The 15357-nt window shown below is 72.2% G+C and carries 12 protein-coding genes; 3 read left to right on the top strand and 9 right to left on the bottom strand.

Annotated elements, in window-relative coordinates:
* Positions 1 to 40: 40 nt before the first annotated feature.
* Entirely contained in the window at positions 41 to 1207 is a 1167-nt protein-coding gene (locus H563_RS0103525; RefSeq protein ID WP_022881232.1) for an SLC13 family permease, read from the top strand.
* Between the two features lie 33 nt (positions 1208 to 1240).
* On the opposite strand, the gene H563_RS0103520 is transcribed toward H563_RS0103525, so the two are convergent.
* The 7 genes from H563_RS0103520 to H563_RS14780 form a co-directional block, all read right to left on the bottom strand.
* On the bottom strand, positions 1241 to 2704 hold the full coding sequence (locus H563_RS0103520; protein WP_022881231.1) for an NAD-dependent succinate-semialdehyde dehydrogenase: 1464 nt from the start codon (positions 2702 to 2704) through the stop codon (positions 1241 to 1243).
* Between the two features lie 2 nt (positions 2705 to 2706).
* Positions 2707 to 3492: an HpcH/HpaI aldolase family protein gene (locus tag H563_RS0103515; RefSeq protein ID WP_022881230.1), complete on the bottom strand. Its 786-nt coding sequence runs from the start codon at positions 3490 to 3492 to the stop codon at positions 2707 to 2709.
* Positions 3477 to 4262: a 2-keto-4-pentenoate hydratase gene (locus H563_RS0103510; protein ID WP_022881229.1), complete on the bottom strand. Its 786-nt coding sequence runs from the start codon at positions 4260 to 4262 to the stop codon at positions 3477 to 3479. The genes H563_RS0103515 and H563_RS0103510 overlap by 16 nt, the downstream gene beginning before the upstream one ends.
* 17 nt (positions 4263 to 4279) lie before the next feature.
* On the bottom strand, positions 4280 to 5392 hold the full coding sequence (gene hpaD, locus H563_RS0103505; protein WP_022881228.1) for a 3,4-dihydroxyphenylacetate 2,3-dioxygenase: 1113 nt from the start codon (positions 5390 to 5392) through the stop codon (positions 4280 to 4282).
* Positions 5393 to 5429: 37 nt separating this feature from the next.
* On the bottom strand, positions 5430 to 6947 hold the full coding sequence (gene hpaE, locus H563_RS0103500; protein ID WP_022881227.1) for a 5-carboxymethyl-2-hydroxymuconate semialdehyde dehydrogenase: 1518 nt from the start codon (positions 6945 to 6947) through the stop codon (positions 5430 to 5432).
* A 75-nt stretch (positions 6948 to 7022) separates the two neighbouring features.
* On the bottom strand, positions 7023 to 7676 hold the full coding sequence (locus H563_RS0103495) for a GntR family transcriptional regulator (protein ID WP_022881226.1): 654 nt from the start codon (positions 7674 to 7676) through the stop codon (positions 7023 to 7025).
* Entirely contained in the window at positions 7676 to 9187 is a 1512-nt protein-coding gene (locus H563_RS14780) for a fumarylacetoacetate hydrolase family protein (protein ID WP_022881225.1), read from the bottom strand. Before H563_RS14780 ends, H563_RS0103495 begins: the two co-directional genes overlap by 1 nt.
* Before the next feature lie 158 nt (positions 9188 to 9345).
* Here H563_RS14780 and H563_RS0103485 point away from each other — a divergent pair, with 158 nt between their 5' ends.
* Positions 9346 to 10722 carry an MFS transporter gene (locus H563_RS0103485; RefSeq protein ID WP_022881224.1) on the top strand — a complete coding sequence of 459 codons (1377 nt, stop codon included), beginning with the start codon at positions 9346 to 9348 and terminating at the stop codon, positions 10720 to 10722.
* Positions 10723 to 10735: 13 nt separating this feature from the next.
* Here the strand turns inward: H563_RS0103485 and H563_RS0103480 are convergent, their stop codons facing one another.
* On the bottom strand, positions 10736 to 12379 hold the full coding sequence (locus tag H563_RS0103480) for a thiamine pyrophosphate-binding protein (protein ID WP_022881223.1): 1644 nt from the start codon (positions 12377 to 12379) through the stop codon (positions 10736 to 10738).
* A 316-nt stretch (positions 12380 to 12695) separates the two neighbouring features.
* On the opposite strand from H563_RS0103480, the gene H563_RS0103475 reads away from it, so the two are divergent.
* The gene (locus H563_RS0103475; RefSeq protein ID WP_022881222.1) at positions 12696 to 14612 is read left to right on the top strand and encodes an FAD-binding monooxygenase; all 1917 of its coding nucleotides are present in this window, start codon (positions 12696 to 12698) and stop codon (positions 14610 to 14612) included.
* 31 nt (positions 14613 to 14643) lie between these two features.
* Here H563_RS0103475 and H563_RS0103470 read toward each other — a convergent pair whose 3' ends face one another.
* Positions 14644 to 15348, bottom strand: a complete 705-nt coding sequence (locus H563_RS0103470; protein WP_022881221.1) for an IclR family transcriptional regulator — start codon at positions 15346 to 15348, stop codon at positions 14644 to 14646.
* Between the last annotated feature and the right edge of the window lie 9 nt (positions 15349 to 15357).

Genomic DNA, 15357 nt, shown 5'->3' with positions numbered 1-15357 from the left:
CGCACGGAGCACGGGGCGCGGGCGGGGCGAGACTGAAGGCGTGACCCGCCCGCTGCGCACCGCCCTGCTCGGCACGGTGCTGCTCGGGTGCGGCGCGATCGCGGTGGCGCTCGGCATCCTGCCGGCATCGGATGCCGCGGCCCTCGGCGCGCGCGTCTGGCCGGTGCTGCTCTTCGTCACCGCGATCACGGTGGTCGCCGAGCTCAGCACTGCCGCGGGGCTGTTCGACGCGATCGCCACGTGGGCGGCCCGCGCCGGCCGCGGCCGGGCGTGGCTGCTCTGGCTGCTCATCGCGGCCATCGCCACCGCGAGCACCGCGTTCCTCTCGCTCGACACGACCGCGGTGCTGCTTACCCCGATCGTGATCGTGCTCGCCCGGCGGGTGGGGCTCGACCCGCTGCCGTTCGCGCTCACGACGGTGTGGCTGGCGAACGCGGCATCCCTGCTGCTGCCCGTCTCCAACCTGACCAACCTGCTCGCCGAGCAGCACCTGGGCGGCATCGGCCCGGCCGCCTTCGCCCAGGCTTCCTGGCCGGCCGAGGCGGTCGGCGTCGCCGCGCCGTGCGCGCTCGTGGCGGTCCTGTTCCGTCGTGAGCTGTCCCGCAGCTATGCGCCGCCGACGCGGGTCGAGGTCGTCGATCAGCGCCTCGTCGTCATCGCGGCGGTCGTGCTGGTGCTGCTGGTCGCCGGGCTCCTCTCCGGGGTGCCGGTGTGGCTGCCGGCCGTGGCCGCCGCCCTCGTGCTCGGCGCCGCGTTCGCCGTGCTGCGGCCCCGCGAGCTGACCGTCGAGCTGCTGCCGTGGCCGCTGCTGCTGCTCAGCTGCGGCCTGTTCCTCGCCATGTCGGCCCTGGACGCGGCGGGGCTGACCGCCGTGCTCGAGCGCATCGTGCGCTCCGGCGACGGTCTGCCGGCGCTGCTCGGGGTCGCCGGAGTCGGGGCGGCAGCGGCGAACCTCGCCGACAACCTCCCCGCCTACCTGGCCCTCGAGCCCACCGCGCACGGTGCGGCGGCCACCTTCGCCCTGCTCGTCGGGGTCAATGCGGGGCCGCTCGTCACCCCGTGGGCGTCGTTGGCGACCCTGCTCTGGCACGAGCGGCTGACGCGGCTCGGGGTGCGGCTGCGCTGGGGGCGCTACCTCGCGCTCGGCGCGCTGCTGGCGCCCGTCACCGTCGCCGCGGCCGTCGGCGCGCTGTGGCTTGCGCGGTGACCGGCGGCGTGGACGCGCCGGCCACCGCACCGCTCACTCCACCGGCAGCAGCGTGTACTTCGTGGACAGGAACTCGTGGATGCCCTCGAGACCCCCCTCGCGGCCGACGCCCGACTGCTTCACCCCGCCGAACGGCGCCGCCGCATTCGAGACCACCCCGGCGTTCAGGCCCATCATGCCCGTCTCCAGCCGGTCGATCATGCGGTGCCCGCGGGCGAGGTCGCGCGTGTACACGTAGGAGACGAGGCCGTACTCCGTGCTGTTGGCGAGCCTGACCGCCTCGTCCTCGTCGCGGAAGGTCGCGACCGCGAGCACCGGGCCGAAGATCTCCTCCACGAGGATCGAGCTGCCCGGCTGCACGCCCGCGACCACGGTCGGCTCGTAGAACGTGCCCGGGCCCTCGAGGCGGCGGCCGCCGGTCACCACGGTGGCCCCGCGGCTCGCGGCATCCGTCACCAACTCGTCGGCCTTGGCGACCGCGTCGTCGTCGATGAGCGGGCCGATCGTGACGCCCTCCTCGGTGCCGCGCCCGACGCGCATGGCCTTGACGCGCTCCGTGACGCGCCGGGTGAACTCGTCGGCGACCGCCTCGTGCACGATGAAGCGGTTCGCCGCGGTGCACGCCTGGCCGATGTTGCGGAACTTCGCCGCCAGCGCCCCCTCGACCGCCTTGTCGAGGTCGGCGTCGTCGAAGACCAGGAACGGCGCGTTGCCGCCGAGCTCCATCGAGACGCGCAGCACGTTGTCGGCCGCCTGCGCGATCAGCTTGCGCCCCACCTCGGTCGAACCCGTGAAGGACAGCTTGCGCAGCCGGCTGTCGGCGATGATCGGCGCCGAGACGCGGCTGGAGGACGAGGAGGTCACGACGTTGACGACCCCGGCGGGCAGCCCCGCCTCCACCAGCAGCTGCGTGAAGAACAGGGTGGTCAGCGGCGTCAGCTGCGGCGGCTTGATCACCACGGTGCAGCCGGCCGCCAGGGCGGGCGCGATCTTCCGCGTCGCCATCGCGAACGGGAAGTTCCACGGCGTGATGAAGAACGACGGCCCGACCGGGTGCTGCGAGACGATCATGCGGCCGGTGCCCTCGGGGTTCAGCCCGTAGCGGCCCGAGATGCGCACCGCCTCCTCGCTGAACCAGCGCAGGAACTCGCCGCCGTAGGCGACCTCGCCGAGGGCCTCGGGAAGCGGCTTGCCCATCTCGATCGTCATCAGCAGCGCGAGGTCGTCCTTGCGCTCCTGCACGAGCTCCCACGCCCGGCGCAGGATGTCGCTGCGGGTGCGGGGAGCGGTGGCGGCCCACGCGTCCTGCGCGGCGACGGCCGCGTCCAGGGCACGGATGCCGTCGGCGGCGGTCGCGTCGGCGACCTCGCGCACCACCTCGGCGGTCGCGGGGTCGCGCACGGCGAAGGTGGCGGCGCCCTCGCCGTAGACCCATTCGCCGCCGATGAAGAGCCGGTTCGGCACGGAGGCCAGCAGCCGGGATTCGCGGTCGGTCATGTCTACTCCTTGGAGTCTGTGATGAAGTCGGCGGCGAGGCGCTCGGAGGCGCGGGCCACGAGCGCCACGTCGGCGCCGACCAGGATGAATCGGGCGCCCGCGTCGGCGTAGGCGCGGGCGGCGGCGGGGTCGAAGGCGTTCACGCCGACCGGCTTGCCGGCGGCGGCGACGCCGGCGAAGGCGCGATGCGCCGCCGCGACCACGTCGGGGTGCGTCTGCTGGCCGAGCAGGCCCATGGACGCGGCGAGGTCGCTCGGCCCGAGGAACACGCCGTCGACGCCCGGCGTGGCGGCGATCGCCTCCGCGTTGGCCACGCCCTCCTCCGTCTCGATCTGCACGAACACCGACACGTGGTCGGCGCCGTGCTGCAGGTATCCGTCGACCCGGCTCCACCGGCCGGAGCGGGCCAGCGCGCTGCCCACGCCGCGCACGCCGGCGGGCGGGTACTGCGCGGCCCGCGCCACCTGCTGCGCCTGCTCGGGGGTGGAGACCATCGGCACGAGGATGTTCTGCGCCCCGAGGTCGAGCACCTGCTTGATGATCACGGTGTCCCCGTCGGGCACGCGCACGACCGGCGTGGTGGGGTAGCCGGAGACGGCATACAGCTGGGCGAGGGTCGACTCGAGGCCGTTGGGCGCGTGCTCCATGTCGATGAGCACCCAGTCCAGGCCGGATCCGGCCATGATCTCGGCCATGACCGGCGAGCCGGAGCACACCCAGCCGCCGAACAGCGGCCGCCCGCTGTCGGCGAGGCGGTCGCGCAGGGTGGGGTTCAGACGAAGCGGCATGTCACGGTCCCCATCTCGGCGTAGTCGGCCAGCACGGTGTCGCCCTTCTCGACCCACATGGGGCGGGTGAACGAGCCGGCGAGCACGATCTCGCCGGCCTCGAGCCTGTCGCCGTGCTGCGCGAGCTTGTCGGCGAGCCAGGCCACGCCCATGGCGGGGTGCCCGAGCACCGCCGCGGCGACGCCCGACTCCTCGATCGTCTCGTTGCGGTACAGCAGCGCGGAGACCCGGCGCAGGTCGATCGCGTCGGGCGCGGTCGGGGTGCCGCCGTACACCATCGCCCCCATCGCGGCGTTGTCGCTGATGGTGTCGACGATGGTGCGGCCCTGCATCTCGATGCGGCTGGAGAGGATCTCCAGCGCCGGCACCACGTACTCGGTGGCGCGCAGCACGTCGAAGATCGTGGTGCCGGGGCCCTCGAGCGCGCTGCCGAGCACGAAGGCGAGCTCCACCTCGATGCGCACATTGGAGAACCGGCCGTGCTCGACGACGCGGCCGCTCTCGAACACCATGTCGGCGAAGATCGCCCCGTAGTCGGGCTCGGTGATGCCGGTGGCCGCCTGCATGACCTTCGAGGTCAGGCCGATCTTGCGGCCGACGGGGCGCCGGCCGGCCGCGATGCCGCGCCGGCGCCACTCGTTCTGCACCGCGTAGGCGTCCTCCACGGTCATGTCGGGGAACCGGGCGGTCAGCAGTGGGATCGTGCCCCGCTGCTGCTCCGCCGCCGCCAGCTCATCGGCGATGGCGATGATCTGCTGCTCTGGAAGCATCCGTCTCGTCGCCTCGCTCACAGCTGGTGGCCGAGCTTGTACTCGCCCTGCTTCCAGGACGGCAGCTCCGGCTCCTCCGGTCGCGTGTAGGAGAAGCCGTCGGCGCCGATGGTCACGTCCATCTCCCGATCCTCCGTGCGCGTGGTGAGCGGCTGCGGGTTGCCGTCGAGGTCGAGCACGAGGGATGCCTCGGTGTACCAGCTCGGCACCACCGGCGCTCCCCACCAGTCGCGGCGCTGGTTGTCGTGTACGTCCCACGTGACGACCGGGTTGTCGGGGTCGCCCGTGTAGTAGTCCTGCGTGTAGATCTCCACCCGGTGCCCGTCGGGGTCGCGCAGGTACAGGTAGAACGCGTTGGAGACGCCGTGCCGGCCGGGGCCGCGCTCGATCGCGTCGGAGCGGCGCAGGGCGCCGAGCTTGTCGCAGATCGCGATGATGTTGTGCTTCTCGTGGGTCGCGAAGGCGATGTGGTGCAGCCGGGGCCCGTCGCCGCCGGTCATGGCGGTGTCGTGCACGGTCGGCTTGCGGCGCATCCAGGCGGCGTACACGGTGCCCTTGTCGTCCTGGATGTCCTCGGTGGTGCGGAAGCCCAGGTCGGTCATGTACTTGACCGCGCGCGGCACGTCGGGGGTGACCTGGTTGAAGTGGTCCAGGCGCACGATCGCGCCCGCGCCGTACAGCTCGTAGTGCCAGGCCAGGCGCTCGACGTGCTCGACCTCGTAGAAGAACTCGTACGGGAAGCCGAGCGGGTCCTCCACGCGCACCGCGTCGCCGATGCCCTTGACGAAGCCCTCCTTGCGCCGCTCGACGCGGCAGCCGAGCTCGGTGTAGAACGCGACCGCCTTGTCGAGCTCCTCGGGGCTGCGCACCCGGTACGCGAATGCGGCGGCGGCCGCCACGGGGCCCTGGCGCAGCACCAGGTTGTGGTGGATGAACTCCTCGAGGGAGCGCAGGTAGACGGTGTTCTCGTCCTCCTCGGTGACGACGAGGCCGAGCACGTCGACGTAGAAGTCACGGGAGCGCTTCAGGTCGGTCACCTGCAGCTCGAGGTACGCGCAGCGCAGCACGTCCGGCGCCGGCGACGTCGGGGTGGGGATCGGGTTCGCGGGTGCGGGGATGGGATCGGTCATGGGTTCGTTCTCCTTGTCTGGCGCCTCTTCGCGCCGTTCACGCCTTGCCGAACGTGGGGTTGTGCACCTTGCCGAGCGTGATGTGCACGGCCTGCTGGTCGGTGTAGAAGTCGATCGAGCGGTAGCCGCCCTCGTGGCCGAGGCCCGAGGCCTTCACGCCGCCGAACGGGGTGCGCAGGTCGCGCACGTTGTTCGAGTTCAGCCACACCATGCCCGCCTCGACGGCCTGCGCGAAGTTGTGGGCGCGCTTCAGGTCGTTGGTCCAGATGTAGGCGGCGAGGCCGTACTTGGTGTTGTTGGCGAGCTCGAGCGCCTCCTGCTCGTCGTCGAAGGGGGTGATCGCGACGACGGGGCCGAAGATCTCCTCCTGGAAGATGCGGGCGTCGGGCTTCACGTCGGCGAACACGGTCGGGGCGACGAAGTTGCCCGTCTCGAAGCCCTCGGGGCGGCCGCCGCCGGCGACCAGCCGGCCCTCGCTCTTGCCGAGCTCGACGTAGCTCATGACCTTCTCGTAGTGCTCGGGGTGCACCAGCGCGCCGACCTCGGTGGCGGGGTCGTGCGGGTAGCCGACCTTGACCCGCTTCGCCTGGGCGGCATAGCGCTCGACGAACTCGTCGTACACCTCGCGCTGCACGAGGATGCGGCTGCCGGCGGTGCAGCGCTCCCCGTTCAGCGAGAAGACGCCGAAGATGGTCGCGTCGATGGCGGCGTCGAGGTCGGCGTCGGCGAACACGACGGCCGGCGACTTGCCGCCGAGCTCCATCGACAGGCCCTTCAGGTAGGGGGCCGCGTTGGCGAAGATGATCTGCCCGGTGCGGCTCTCGCCGGTGAAGGAGATGAGCGGCACATCCGGATGCTTCACCAGGGCGTCGCCCGCGTCCTCGCCGAGCCCGTTGACGAGGTTGAACACGCCCTCGGGCAGCCCGGCCTCCTCGAAGATGCCGGACCACAGCGAGGCCGACAGGGGCGTGAACTCGGCGGGCTTCAGCACGACGGTGTTGCCGGTGGCGAGCGCGGGGCCCAGCTTCCACGACTCGAGCATGAACGGCGTGTTCCACGGCGTGATGAGCCCGGCGACGCCGATCGGCTTGCGGTTGACGTAGTTGATCTGGCGGCCGGGCACCTTGAAGGTGTCGTCGGCCTGGGCGACGATCAGGTCGGCGAAGAAGCGGAAGTTCTCCGCCGCGCGCCGGGCCTGGCCGAGCGCCTGGGTGATGGGCAGGCCGGAGTCGTAGGACTCCATCTCGGCCAGCTGCTGGTCGCGGGACTCGACGATGTCGGCGATGCGGTGCAGCACGCGGGAGCGCTCGCGGGGCAGCAGCTTCGGCCACGGCCCCTCGAGGAACGCGGTGCGGGCGGCCTGCACGGCGCGGTCGATGTCGGCCTTCTTGCCGGCCGCCGCCTGCAGGTAGACCTCGTTCGTGACCGGGTCGAGCACGTCGAAGGTGTCGCCGTCGACGGAGTCGACGGACTTGCCGCCGATGTAGTGCTGGATGCGCTTCGGGAGGTCGGCGGGGATGCGCTGCGGGTCCGGTGCGATCTGGGTTTCTGACATGGTCTCCCTCGATTTCTTCTTGCTGACCGGGGTGGTCGGCGCGGGTGGGATGTCTCTGTCGGCTGGCCGCTGCGGTCAGCGCTGGCGGGACGCGAGATAGGTGTTCATGGTGCGCCAGCGGTGCTGGCGGGCGGCGAGCTCGATCTCGAGCGGATCCGCGCCGTCCCGGATGAGCTCGAGGATCTCCCGGTGCTCCCGCACCGAGTCGTGGGCGCGGCCCGGCACGAAGGCGAAGGTCGAGTCGCGCAGCCCGGACAACCTGGTCCAGCCGCGGTGCACGAGGTCGAGGAGGTGCGGGTTGGTGCACCGCTCGAACAGCACCGCGTGGAACTGCTGGTTGAGCCGGGTGAAGCGGTGGGCGTCGAAGTCGTCGAGCAGTCCGCGCAGGCGGCGGTTGACCTTGTCGGCGCGGTCGAGGTCGCTCTCGGTCAGGTGCGGGGCGGCCAGCGCGGTGGCGATCCCCTCGATGACACCGAGGGTCTGCATCGCGAACACGTATTCGTTCTCGTCGACGAGCGTCACCCGGGCGCCGACGTTGCGCTCGAAGGTGACGAGCCCCTCGGCCTCCAGCCGGCGGATCGCCTCGCGCACCGGCACGACGCTCATGTCGAGGTCGCGGGCGATGGAGCCGAGCACGAGCCGGTAGCCCGGCCCGAACTCGCGCGCGGAGATCTGGTCGCGGATCCACTCATAGGCCCGCTGCGACTTGCTCTCCGTGAGGGCCGGCATCACGCCCCCTGCCCGCCGGCGGAGTCGTTCCCGCCGGCCCGGGCGGCCTCGTAGCGGGCGCGCCATTCGGCGTTCATCGGAAACAGTCCGTCGACCGGGTGACCCGCCTCGACCTGCTCGGCGATCCAGGCGTCCTCCTCCTCCTGCGCGAGTGCTGCGTCGGCGACCTCCTCGGCCAGGGCGGGCGGGATGACGATGACGCCGTCGTCGTCGCCGACGATGATGTCGCCGGGCTGAACCGTCGCGCCGCCGCAGGCGACCGTCACGTTCACGTCCCACGGCACGTGGCGGCGGCCGAGCACCGCCGGGTGCGGCCCGGCGCCGAACACGGGCAGGTCGATGCCGGCCACGACGGCGGAGTCGCGCACGCCGCCGTCGGTGACGATCCCGGCCGCACCGCGCGCCTTGGCGCGCAGGGCGAGGATGTCGCCCAGGGTTCCCGAGCCGCGCTCGCCGCGGGCCTCGATGACGAGCACCTCGCCCTCCCCCACGGCGTCGAAGGCGCGCTTCTGCGCGTTGTAGCCGCCGCCGCGGGCGGCGAAGAGGTCCTCCCGGAACGGCACGAAGCGCAGGGTGGCGGCCGTGCCGACGAGCTTGACCCCCGGCCGCAGCGGGCGCACGCCGTCGATGGACACCGCGTCGAGCCCCCTCTTGCGCAGCTGCTGCGAGAGCCCGGCCACGGGCGCCGCCCGCAGCTTCTCCCGCAGGGCGGCCGAGAGCGCCGGGGCCGGGGCGGGCAGCCCGGCCGCCTCGCGCGACCCCCAGGCCTCCTCCCGCTGCAGGTCGTCGACCTGCGGCAGCGAGCCGAGGGCGGGGTCGAAGTCGCCGCGGCCCTCCACCACGGTGGTCACGAGCCGGCCCGAGGAGGGGGCGCCCGGGGCATCCGGTGCGTCCACCTCGACCTCGATCACGTCACCGGGCACGGCGACGGATGACCCGGCCGGCGTCCCCGTGAGGATGATGTCGCCGGGCTCGAGGGTGAGGTGCTGGGAGAGGTCGGCGACGATCTGCGCGAAGGGGAACAGGAGCCCGGCGGAGGTGTCCTCCTGCACGAGCTCGCCGCGCAGCCAGGTGCGCACCCGCACGCCGTCGGGGGAGACCTGCCGGGCGTCGATCAGGCCCGGGCCGATGGGGGTGTAGCCGTCGCGGCCCTTGTTGCGCAGGTTGGAGCCCTTGTCGTTGCTGCGCAGGTCGTACAGCCCGAGGTCGTTCGCCGCGGTGAGCCATCCGATGTGCCCCCAGGCCTCCTCGAGGGGCACGTACCGCGCCGCCGTGCCGACGATGAGCGCGACCTCGCCCTCGAACGCCAGCAACTCGGTGCCGGCCGGTCGCTCGACGACGGAACCGCTCGCCGCGAGCGAGCTCGCGGGCTTCAGGAAGTAGGACGGATGCTGCGGGCGCCGGCCGCGCTGAGCGGCCCGTGACGCGTAGCTGAGGTGCACCGCGATGATCTTGCCGGGAGGCAGGGGGAGTGCGGAGAATCGCGCATCGGCTGCGGTCTCGATGGTCATGGCGACGTTGCCCTTCCGTTCGTATCCGAAATCGTATATCTTCCCGTTTCCTCCGGCAAGCGTTCATCGCCGCCCTCAGGTAACCGCTACCTTTTCTGCAGGCATTGGCTACCCCCGATCGCCACCGCCCTACGCGACATCTCGACAAAGGAGTATTGATGTCAGCCACCCGCGATCCCCTGACCCCCACGGGGACCATCTCACTGAGCACCGACCGCCGGCGCGTGGCCATCGCCACCGTGATCGGCACGACGGTCGAGTGGTACGACTACTTCGTCTACGCCTCCGCCGCGGGCCTCGTCTTCGGCAAGCTCTTCTTCGAACCCGCCGGCCCGGCCGTCGCGACGATCCTCTCGTTCGCGACCGTCGGCATCAGCTTCCTGTTCCGACCCCTGGGCGCCTTCCTCGCCGGCCACTTCGGCGACAAGATCGGGCGCCGCCCTATGCTGATCATGACGCTCGTGCTGATGGGCGCCTGCACGACCCTGATCGGCCTGGTGCCCACCTATTCGGCCATCGGGCCGGTGGCTCCCGTGATCCTGATCCTGCTGCGCGTGCTGCAGGGCATCTCCGCCGGCGGCGAGTGGGGCGGCGCGGTGCTGATGGCCGTCGAGCACGCGCCGCGCGACCGGCGCGGTTTCTTCGGCGCGATGCCGCAGATCGGCGTGCCCATCGGCCTGCTGCTCTCCAGCGGCGTGCTCGCCGTGATGTCGGCGCTGTTCCCGGGCGACGCGTTCTACGGCTGGGGCTGGCGCATCCCGTTCCTGCTCAGCTTCCTGCTGATCATCGTCGGCTACTGGGTGCGGCGCCGCGTCGAGGAGAGCCCGGTGTTCCGCGAGATCGCCGCGCGCAAGGAGCAGACCCGGATCCCGATCGTGCGCGTGTTCGCCCGGTTCACCCCGCTCGTCATCCTCGCCGCGCTCGTCTTCGCCGGCGACAACGGGGTCGGCTACATGACCACCGGCGGCTTCATCCAGAACTACGCCACCGACCCCGACGGCTCCGTGGGCCTCGAGCGCGGGCCGGTGCTCTGGATCGTCGCGCTGAGCGCCGTCATGTGGCTGGTGTCGGCCTGGTTCGCGGGCTGGCTGACCGACAAGATCGGGCGCCGCACCACCTACATCATCGGATGGATCGTGCAGGGCGCCGGCGTGATCGCGCTGTTCCCCCTGGTGAACCTCGCGACCCTCGGAGCCCTCGCGGGAGCCCTGATCTTCCTCTCCATCGGCCTCGGCTTCACCTACGGGCCGCAAGCGGCCTGGTACACCGAGATGTTCCCGGCATCCGTGCGCTTCTCGGGCATCTCGATCTCCTACGCGATCGGGGCGGTGCTCGGCGGCGCGTTCGCGCCGACCATCGCGCAGGCGCTGCTGCAGCACACCCACACCTCGTCGTCGATCACGTGGTACCTGGTGCTGCTCACCGCGGTCGGCCTCGTGGCGACGCTGCTGCTGCGCGATCGGCGCGGCATCAACCTCCGCCCGGAGGCGGAGGAGGAGCAGGAGCGCGGCATCTACATCTGGCAGCAGAAGTAGCGCCCCAGCGCCGTCACGAGTTCACGCGGATGACCTCGTGCTGGTACGGCGCGATGACGCGAGGCGACACCCGCAGATCGAGCACGAGGAACTCGCGCTCGGCTGCGGGTGTCGCTGTCCAGGCGGCCAGGCGGTCGAGGTCGGCCAACTCGCGCACGACGACGCCCTCCGCCCCCACGGCCCGGCCGAGGGCGGCGAAGTCGACGTCGGGGATGAGCATCGGCTCCTCGACCACGCCCTTGAGGCCGTAGAGGTTCACCTCGGCTCCGTAGGCGCCGTCGTTCCAGACCACGCAGACGCCGCGCGATCCGGCCGTGCGCACCGCCGACTCGAGGTCGGCCAGGGCCATCAGCCCGCCGCCGTCGCCCGTGGTGAGCACGATCGTCGCCTCGGGGTCGGCCACGGCCGCGCCCGCGACGCTCGGTAAGCCCAGCCCGATGGACTGGTAGGCGGTGCCGACCATGACCATCCGGTTCGGCGCGGCGACCGGCCAGTACATGTTGGCCCAGGCGATGAAGTGGCCGCCGTCGCTGACCACGACGCGGTCCTGTGGCAGCAGTTCGCCGATCCGCGCCGCGACCGTGCGCGGGTCGAGCCGGCCGTCGGGGGCGACGCCCTCGCCCTGCTCGTAGCGGCGCAGCGCCGCGACGTCGACCCGGTCGCGCCAGCCGGAGGAGGGGCGGCCGGCCAGCGCGGAGGCGAGCGCCTCGGCGACGAGGCGCACGTCGCCGCGCACATAGTCGCCGACGCGCGGATGGCTCGCCGTCGGCGCCGTGTCGACCTGGACGACCCGCGTGGCGGGGGAGAACAGCTCGCCGAAGCGCATCGTGAACTGATTGAGGGAGGCGCCGAACACCACCGCCACGTCGGCCTCGCGCACGAGCTCCATCGCCCCGGGTGCGCCGAAGCCGCCCGCGACGCCGAGGTCGTGGGCGGTGTCGGGGAAGACGCCGCGGCCGAGCGCGGTCGAGGCCGTCACGGCGCCGGTCGCGTCGGCGAGGGCGCCGAGCGCTTCGGAGGCTCCGGCGAGCCAGGCGCCGCGGCCGGCCAGCAGGAGCGGGCGCTCCGCGTCGGCGAGCAGACCGGCCACGCGCTCGAGCGCGGCGGCGGCGTAGCCGGTGGGGGCGAGCGGCGCCGGCAGCCGGGGCTCGTCGGTGACCGGCACGGGGCCCGCCTCTAGGGTCGGCACGTCGTAGGGGATCGCGAGCACCACCGGCACCTTGTAGGTCAGGGCGTGCTCGATCGCGATGACCGTGGTCGCCGCCGCGTCGAGCCGGCCGACCGTGTAGGTGCGCACCCCGACGGCGGAGGCGAGGGCGATCTGGTCGACGTCCCAGGGGCGGGGACCCGAGGTGGGCTCGTCGCCGACGACGAGCACGAGGGGGACGTGGGCCTGCGCGGCCTCGGCCAGCGCGGTCAGCGTGTTCGTGAATCCCGCGCCGTAGGTCGTGGTGGCGGCCGCGAGGCGGCCGGAGACGCGGAAGTGGGCGTCGGCCGCGACGACGGCGCCCGCCTCGTGGCGCATGGGCGTGTACGAGGAATCCGTGTCACGGTGCAGGGAGTCGAGGAACCACGCGTTGCCGTTGCCCATCACCCCGAAGACGTGGTCGATGTGACGGGCGAGGGCGACGGCGACGTGCTGGGAGACGGTGGGCATGCTGCGGCCTTTCGAGACGGGACGGAGCGGATGACGGTTCCGTATGTGTCTCGCGCGTGGCCGGCACGGCTTCGTGCTCCTTTTTCGAGCACGGGCGGCGCGGCCGCCCGACGGGGCCAGCATAGCGAGGACGGCCTTCGAGCACGGGCGGCGCGGCCGCCCGACCGGGCCAGCATAGCGAGGACGGCGTCGGCGGTTGTGGTGGCGGCGGCCACCGCCTATGATCGCTCCGACCGATATACGAACGACCTGTTCGATAATCGAACGACAGCGACGTCGGTGTCCGAGTCGCTCACAAGGAAGTGAGGGATGCCTCGTGCAGTTCCACCACTACGGCTACGTCTCCGGGGACCCGCGCGTGCAGCCGGCGGCCGGCATCGGCCTGAACCGTCCCGACGAGCTGCCCGACGAGATGGACGTGCTCATCGTGGGCACGGGCCCGGCCGGCGTGATCACGGCGGCGCAGCTCGCGCAGTTCCCCGACGTGAACATGCGCATCATCGACCGCAGACCGGGCCGCCTCGAGGTCGGGCAGGCCGACGGCATCCAGGCGCGCAGCGTCGAGACGTTCCAGGCCTTCGGCTTCGCGAACCGCATCATCGAGGAGGCGTACCGGATCACCGAGATGGTGTTCTGGCGGCCGGACCCGGAGCACCCGGAGAACATCGTGCGCTCCGCGCGCACGCTCGACGACGAGACCGGCATCAGTGAGTTCCCGCACCTCATCGTCAACCAGGCGCGCGTGCTCGACTACTTCCTCGAGTCGATGGCGAGCTCGCCCACCCGCGCCAAGCCCGACTACGGCTGGGAGTTCCTCTCGCTCGAGGTCACCGAGGGCGAGGAGTACCCCGTCGCCGTCACCCTGCGGCGCACCGCCGGCCCCGACGAGGGCCGCGAGCGCGTGGTGCGGGCCAAGTACGTGGTGGGGGCCGACGGGGCCAAGAGCCGCGTGCGCCAGGCCATCGGCCGGAGACTCGAGGGCTCGCAGGCGTTCCACGCCTGGGGCGTCATGGACGTGCTCGCCGACACCGACTTCCCCGACATCCGCACTAAGGCGGCGATCCAGTCGCACGACGGCGGCAGCATCCTGCACATCCCGCGCGAGGGCAACTTCCTGTTCCGCATGTACGTCGACCTCGGCGAGGTGCCGCCCGACGACAACGGCGCGATCCGCCACACCCCGCAGGAGGTGGTCGAGGCGCGCGCCAACCAGATCCTGCATCCGTACACGCTGACGGTGAAGCACGTGGCCTGGCGCAGCGTCTACGAGGTGGGCCACCGCGTGACGGATCGCTTCGACGACGTGTCCGAGGCGGAGGTCGGCACCCGGAGCCCGCGCGTGTTCATCCTCGGCGACGCCTGCCACACCCACAGCGCCAAGGCCGGCCAGGGCATGAACGTGTCGATGCAGGACGGCTTCAACCTCGCCTGGAAGCTCGGCCACGTGCTGGAGGGGCGCGCGCCCGAGGCCCTGCTCGACACCTTCTCGGCCGAGCGGCACGAGGTCGCCGTCGACCTGATCGAGTTCGACCGCCAGTGGTCGACCCTGATGGCCGCCAAGCCCGAGGAGCTCGACGACCCCGACGCCGTCGAGGCGTTCTACGTCAAGACCTTCGAGTTCCCCGCCGGGTTCATGACCCAGTACAAGCCGTCGCTGATCACGGGCGAGCCCGCGCACCAGGCGCTCGCCGCCGGGTTCCCCATCGGCAAGCGCTTCAAGTCGCACCGCGTCACGCGCGTGTGCGACGCCAACATCGTGCACCTCGGCCACCACCACCGCGCCGACGGGCGCTGGCGCATCTACGTCTTCGCCGACGCGCCGGCCGCGGGGGAGCCGTCGCGCACGGCCGAGTTCGCCGAGTGGATCACCACCTCGCCCGACTCGCCCGTCGTGGCCTACACGCCCGCCGGCGCCGACGTCGACGCGTGGTTCGACGTGAAGGTGATCTACCAGCAGGACCACACCGCCGTGGAGATGAACCGGGTGCCCGCCGCGTTCCTGCCCAAGGTCGGCCCGTACCAGGTCGTCGACTACGAGAAGGTGTACTCCGCCCGACCCGGCGAGGACATCTTCGACGGGCGCGGCATCTCGCGCGACGGCGCGATCGTCGTCGTGCGCCCCGACCAGTACGTCGCGAACGTGCTGCCGCTCACCGACACGGCCGGTCTGAGCGCGTTCTTCGCGCGGTTCATGAGCACCGCGCGGGCCGCGGCGCAACCCGCGACGGTCTAGTCCGCTCGGGCCGGCTGCGGCCCGGTCATGGTCAGGCGCCCAGGGCGCGGGCCACGGCCCCGGCCGCCGTGCGCAGCCGCGCGGCGATCTCGGCCTCCTCGCGCGGCAGCGACACGTGGATCACCGCGATGGCCGCCGGCGGCTGGCCGGGCAGCTGCAGCGGCACCGCGACCGACCGCAGCGAGGGCACCACCTCGTCAGCGCTCACGGTGTAGCCGCGGGTGCGGGCCTGTGCGATCTCGCGCCGCAGCGCCGCGTCCGCCTCGGGGGGCCAGGCGTCGTCCGGCAGCTGCTGCAGGATCGCCTTGCCCGGCGCGCCGCGCGTGATCGGATGCCGGTGCCCCGGCCGGTACGAGACGACGGCGACGGTGCGGCGCGGTGCGGCACTGGCGAGCGTGACCGCCTCGTCGTGGTCGAGCAGCACGGCCAGCAGGCAGGTCATGCCCAGTTCGTTGGCGACCTCGGTCAGCTCGGGCAGTGCGGCCGTCTGCAGGTCGTGCGAGACGCCCGCGGCGAGCGCCGCGAGCCCGGCGCCCAGCGTGACGCGGCCCGTGCCCTCCCTGGTCACCAGGTCGTGGTCCTCGAGGGTGCGCAGCAGCCGGTAGGCGACCGAGCGGTGCACGTCGAGTGCGGCGGCGAGTTCGTCGATGGAGAGGTCGCGGCCCTCGGCGGCGAGGATCTCGAGAAGACGGATGCCGCGGCTCAGTGTCTGGGATCCGCTGCTGCCCGCCTGCATGCGCTCGAT

It is taken from the genome of Gryllotalpicola ginsengisoli DSM 22003 (genome assembly GCF_000419445.1).
Classification (GTDB): Bacteria; Actinomycetota; Actinomycetes; order Actinomycetales; family Microbacteriaceae; genus Gryllotalpicola; species Gryllotalpicola ginsengisoli.
This window is presented reverse-complemented; position numbering and strand designations above follow the sequence as displayed.